Origin of the sequence: Streptomyces sp. NPDC051567, from assembly GCF_044454165.1 — a bacterium.
GTDB lineage: Bacteria > Actinomycetota > Actinomycetes > Streptomycetales > Streptomycetaceae > Streptomyces.
Genome location: NZ_JBITDK010000061.1, coordinates 1 through 4,883 on the forward strand (window position 1 = coordinate 1; position 4,883 = coordinate 4,883).

Genomic DNA, 4,883 nt, shown 5'->3' on the forward strand with positions numbered 1-4,883 from the left:
GTCGGCGGAGACCACCACGGTGTGGGACACCCCGGGGGTGTTGTCCACGAAGTTGGTGATCAACCAGTTCAGGTTCTGTGCCGCCTGGCTCATCGCGCTCACACTAACGCTCCTGGTCATAGCTGTTACTGGACTGCTCAGAACCCGCGTTGCGGCCCTGCTGGACACCACGGCGCAGGTTGCTCAACCTGCCGCGGACGTCCTCCGGGGCGCGGGAGACCTGGGGGCCTCCCTGCGGGGTCGTCTCCGCCGCACCCTCGACCAGGTTGGCCTTGGGCACCCGCCGGGGGAGACCGGACGGGGTGATCCCGCCCGCCTTCGGCTCGCGGAGCTTGCCGGCCTGCTGCCAGCGCTCGTCGTTACGTGAACGCCAGGACGCCGTGGCTTCTTCCTCGTCCTGCTCCGGGGCCTCGGGCTGCTGCTGACGCTGCGGCCGTTGCTCGAAGAGGGACGTGGTCGACTCTGTCTTCTGTTGCGCCGGCTGCCACTGCTGCTGGCTGCCGCGGCGCGGCAGGCCCGCTCCGGTCATCTCGTGACCGGTGTCGGCAGCGGCGTCCGGACGGTCGAAGCCTACGCGTTCCGGGGCGAGTTCGGGAACGGCGGGTGATTCCGATTCGGTCCCGTAATCCTGCTGGTAGTCGGCCTGATAACTGTTCTGCTCAGGCCACGGGCTCGGCTGCTGTTCCTGATACCCGGCTTCCGGATAACCGTAACCCGGCTGCGGGTAGGCCTCCTGGACGGGAGCGGCCGGCTCGGTCTGCGGGGGATCGTACAAGGGGTCATAACCCGGTCCGCCCGGTCCGCCCTGCCCGGGTTGCTGCTCGTAGCCCTGGTACGGCTGGTACCCGTGCTCGGGATGCGGCTGCGGATACTCCTGGCCCGGGTACTGCGGCTGCTCCTGCGGGAGGCCGGTCGCGGACTCCGGCGGGAGCAGCGGCTCCTCGCGGCCGACGGGGCGCCCGAGCGGGGCCGGCCCGGTGGCTGCGGACCGCCGCGCGTCGTAGCGGGAGTCGTCGAAACCGAGCTCGGCGGCGGTCCGCGACGGGGCGGTCCGCCCGGTCGGCTGCTGCGCGATGATCGAGGAGACCGTGAAGTCGTCGTCCGGCACGCCCTCTCCGCCGCCACCGTGGGTGATGGCGTCGGGGAGCATGACCAGCGAGGTGGTGCCGGCGGCCTCGCCCGAGGGGCGCAGCTGCACGCGGATGCTGTGGCGGTCCGCCAGCCGGCCGACCACGAAGAGACCCATGCGCTGGGAGATCGCGGCGTCCACGGTCGGCGGGTTGGCCAGCTTGTGGTTGATGTCCGCGAAGTCCTCGGCGGTGAGGCCGATGCCCTTGTCGTGGATCTCGATCATCACGCGGCCGTCGGGCAGCCGGGTCGCGGTGACACGGACCTTGGTCTGCGGGGAGGAGAACGCGGTCGCGTTCTCCAGCAGCTCGGCGAGGAGGTGCACGAGGTCGGTGACGGCCCGGCCGTGGATCTCGGCCTCGGAGATGCCGGACAGCTCGACGCGCTCGTACTGCTCCACCTCGGAGGAGGCGGCGCGCAGCACGTCCACGAGCGGGACCGGCTGGTCCCAGCGGCGGCCCGGTTCCTCACCCGCGAGGATGAGGAGGTTCTCGCCGTTGCGGCGCATACGGGTGGCCAGGTGGTCCAGGCGGAAGAGGTTCGCCAGCTGGTCCGGGTCGGCCTCGTTGTTCTCCAGGTCGGTGATGAGGGTCAGCTGGCCCTCGATCAGCGACTGGTTGCGCAGGGAGAGGTTGGTGAAGATCGCGTTGACGTTGCCGCGCAGGAGGGCCTGCTCGGAGGCGAGCCGGACGGCCTCCCGGTGGACCTGGTCGAAGGCGCGGGCGACCTCGCCGATCTCGTCGCGGGAGTCGACCGGGATCGGCACGACCCGGGTGTCGACCTTGCCGGGGTCGGTGCGCGAGAGCTGGTCGACCAGCATCGGCAGCCGCTGCTCGGCGACGTCGAAGGCGGCGGAGCGCAGGCGGCGCATCGCGTGGCTCATCTGGCGGGCCATCAGCCCGGCCAGGACGAAGGCGGCGAGCAGGGCCACGACCACGACGGCGCCGTTGACGACGGCGTCGTTGCGGGCCTCGTCGGAGATGGCGATGGTGTCCTTGACGGCCTTGTCGAGGAGTTCCTTCTCGATCTCGGCGTAGCCCTCGAACTTCGCGGTGGCCGCGGCCTGCCAGGCCGGGGCGGTGGTGCCGGCCAGCGCCAGCCGGTTGCTCTTCTCGCCCCCGGCGATGGCCTCGGTCATCCCGGTCAGCGCGGAGCCGTTGACCACGGGCGGGGCCTTGAAGGCGGTGCCGGCCTGCTCCGCCTGCTGCTTGGCGGAGGCGAGCTTGGCGGCGGCCTCCTGCGACTTCTCGCCCATGACCTCCTGGAGCCGGCTGGTGTCCTTCTGGGTGCCGGCCGCGACGTACTCGCCGACGGCGAGCTCTTCGAGGTAGGCGTACGAGGAGAAGGCGACGAGCTGGGCCTTGCGGACGTCCTCGTTCTCGTTCGGACGGACCAGGAGGTGGGTGCCGACGGAGCGCTGGAGCGAGTTCGCCGCCTTGGCCAGCTGGATCGCGTAGACCATCCGGCCGTACGAGGTCACGTTGCCGGTGCCGAGTCCGAGCTCGTTGGCGAACTGCATCAGGAAGTGCTGGACCAGCACGTACCCGTCTTCGGTCGGGATGGGTCCGGCCGAGGCGGGGAGGTTCTTCTTCGCCGTCTCCGGCGCGGTGTAGGCGCTCTTGCGGACCTGCTCCAGCTTGGGCTCCTCCTGGCGGAAGAGCTCCAGCCGGCGTTCCAGGCCCTGCTGCGCGGGCATGCCGCGGACGGCCCCGGCGAACGCGGCCTTCGCCGCGTCGGTCGCCGCGTAGGCCCTGGCGACCACCTCGTTGTTGCGGTCGCCCTTCAGCAGCGGCTCCGCCGTGAGGTCGCGTTCGTTCAGGAGCGCCTGGCTGTACTCGGAGGCGGCCTGGACGACCCGGGCGATCCGTTCGGCGTCCTTGGCCTCGGTCCAGGTGTCGACGGAGCCCTTCACCTGGAAGCCGCCCATGACCAGCCCGACGAGGACCGGCACGAGCAGGATGGCGTTCAGGCGGGTGGGCACCCGCCAGTTGCGCGGGGAGAGCCTGCTGCTGCTCCCGGTGCGCGCCGGCAGGTCCGCGGGTGCGTCGGAGGGCGACGTGGCCGCTCGTGGCGGCGGGGTGAAGTTGCCCCGCGCGGGTTCCTCCGCGGGGCCTGAGTTGCTTCGCCTCACTCGACCAACAACCTCTCGGCGTCACTACCAGCTAGTTCGATGAATTCCAGCATGTTCGACGGCGGTGTTCCAAACAGTTGAATTCAGCCGTTCGCCGAACCTTATGCCCCACATAAATCGGACATAAAGAGCGTCCTGCGGCAAATATGGGACCTTCTGAGTGCGCAGCGGTACGACGCGAACGCGCCCTGTGGCCAACGGGCGGCAATTGTCTGTCGAAACGTTATGAACGCGAAGGGCGGGCCGTGTCGTAGGACACAGCCCGCCCTTCGCGTGCGGCAACGGGAACGCCGTTACTTGAGCCGTGCCATGAGGGCGTGTTCGACGAGGGTGATGAGTGCGCTCTTGGCGTCGGCGCGGTGGCGGGCGTCGGTGGTGATGATGGGTGCGTCGGGGCCGATCTGGAGGGCTTCGCGTACTTCTTCGGGTGTGTAGGGCTGGTGTCCCTCGAAGCCGTTGAGTGCGACGACGAAGGGCAGGCCGCTGTTCTCGAAGTAGTCGACGGCGGGGAAGCAGTCGGCGAGGCGGCGGGTGTCGACGAGGACGACGGCGCCGATGGCGCCGCGGACGAGGTCGTCCCACATGAACCAGAAACGGTCCTGTCCGGGGGTGCCGAACAGGTACAGGATCAGGTCCTGGTCGAGGGTGATGCGGCCGAAGTCCATCGCGACGGTCGTGGTCGTCTTGTCCCCGGTGTGGGTGAGGTCGTCGATGCCCGCGCTGGCGGATGTCATGACGGCCTCGGTGCGCAGCGGGTTGATCTCGGAGACCGCGCCGACGAACGTGGTCTTGCCCACGCCGAAGCCGCCCGCCACCACGATCTTCGCGGAGGTGGTGGAGCGAGGAGCCGCTCCGCCGTTAGAGCTTGCGAAGTCCACTGAGCACCCTTTCGAGCAGTGTCACATCTGGCTGACCACCGGCAGACTCGTCGCCGCCGGGCTGATGAATGGAGACAAGGCCCGCCTCCGCCAGGTCGGCGACGAGGATACGGGCGACACCAAGAGGAATGGAGAGGAGTGCCGAGATCTCCGCGACGGATTTGATCTCCTGGCACAGGAGGCAGATGCGCTGGTGCTCGGGCAACTGCCCTTGCAGCCGAGCGGGATCGGCCGTGGTGGTGACCAGTGCCTCGATGGCGAGCTGGTAGCGCGGCCGGGTCCGGCCGCCGGTCATCGCGTACGGACGCACCAGCGGGTTGTGGGCCTGCGGAGCGGGCTGCCGTGCGGCGCGCGGAGGCTGCTGCGGAGGCACCGGGTGCTGCGGAGGCTGCTGGGGCTGACCGTACGACTGCTGGTGGTAGGGGTTCTGCCGGTAGGGGTTCTGCTCCGGCACGGGCCGGCTGGGAGCGGAGGGGAAGTTGAAGCGGTTCTGGTCGTGCCCACCCTGCGGCTGCTGGGGGCCGCCATAAGGATGTTCTCCGGGTGTTGTCACGTGTCCTCCTCCGACTCCAAGAACGCAGTACTCCCTGTGGAACCGCGCCACCGCACCCTATGGTGCGATGAAGCGAAACGCACGGTCCGTCTGCTAGTTGAGCAGGCTTCCCTGGAGTTCTGCGCGGAGGTCCGGGGTGAGGACGCTTCCGGCGCGGTCGACGAGGAGGGCCATCTCGTAGCCCACGAGGCCG

The 4,883-nt window shown here is 69.5% G+C and carries 3 protein-coding genes and 2 pseudogenes; all 5 read right to left on the reverse strand.

Features of this window, described 5'->3' with window-relative positions:
• A pseudogene (locus tag ACIA5F_RS30845) lies at positions 1-93 on the reverse strand (roadblock/LC7 domain-containing protein); the annotation flags it as partial.
• Positions 94-103: 10 nt separating this feature from the next.
• Positions 104-3,259, reverse strand: a complete 3,156-nt coding sequence (locus ACIA5F_RS30850; RefSeq protein ID WP_399358768.1) for a nitrate- and nitrite sensing domain-containing protein — start codon at positions 3,257-3,259, stop codon at positions 104-106.
• Between the two features lie 293 nt (positions 3,260-3,552).
• Positions 3,553-4,137: an ATP/GTP-binding protein gene (locus ACIA5F_RS30855; protein WP_365917521.1), complete on the reverse strand. Its 585-nt coding sequence runs from the start codon at positions 4,135-4,137 to the stop codon at positions 3,553-3,555.
• Positions 4,118-4,690, reverse strand: coding sequence for a DUF742 domain-containing protein (locus tag ACIA5F_RS30860; RefSeq protein ID WP_399358770.1), 573 nt, complete (start codon positions 4,688-4,690; stop codon positions 4,118-4,120). Before ACIA5F_RS30860 ends, ACIA5F_RS30855 begins: the two co-directional genes overlap by 20 nt.
• A 93-nt stretch (positions 4,691-4,783) precedes the next feature.
• A pseudogene (locus ACIA5F_RS30865) lies at positions 4,784-4,883 on the reverse strand (roadblock/LC7 domain-containing protein); the annotation flags it as partial.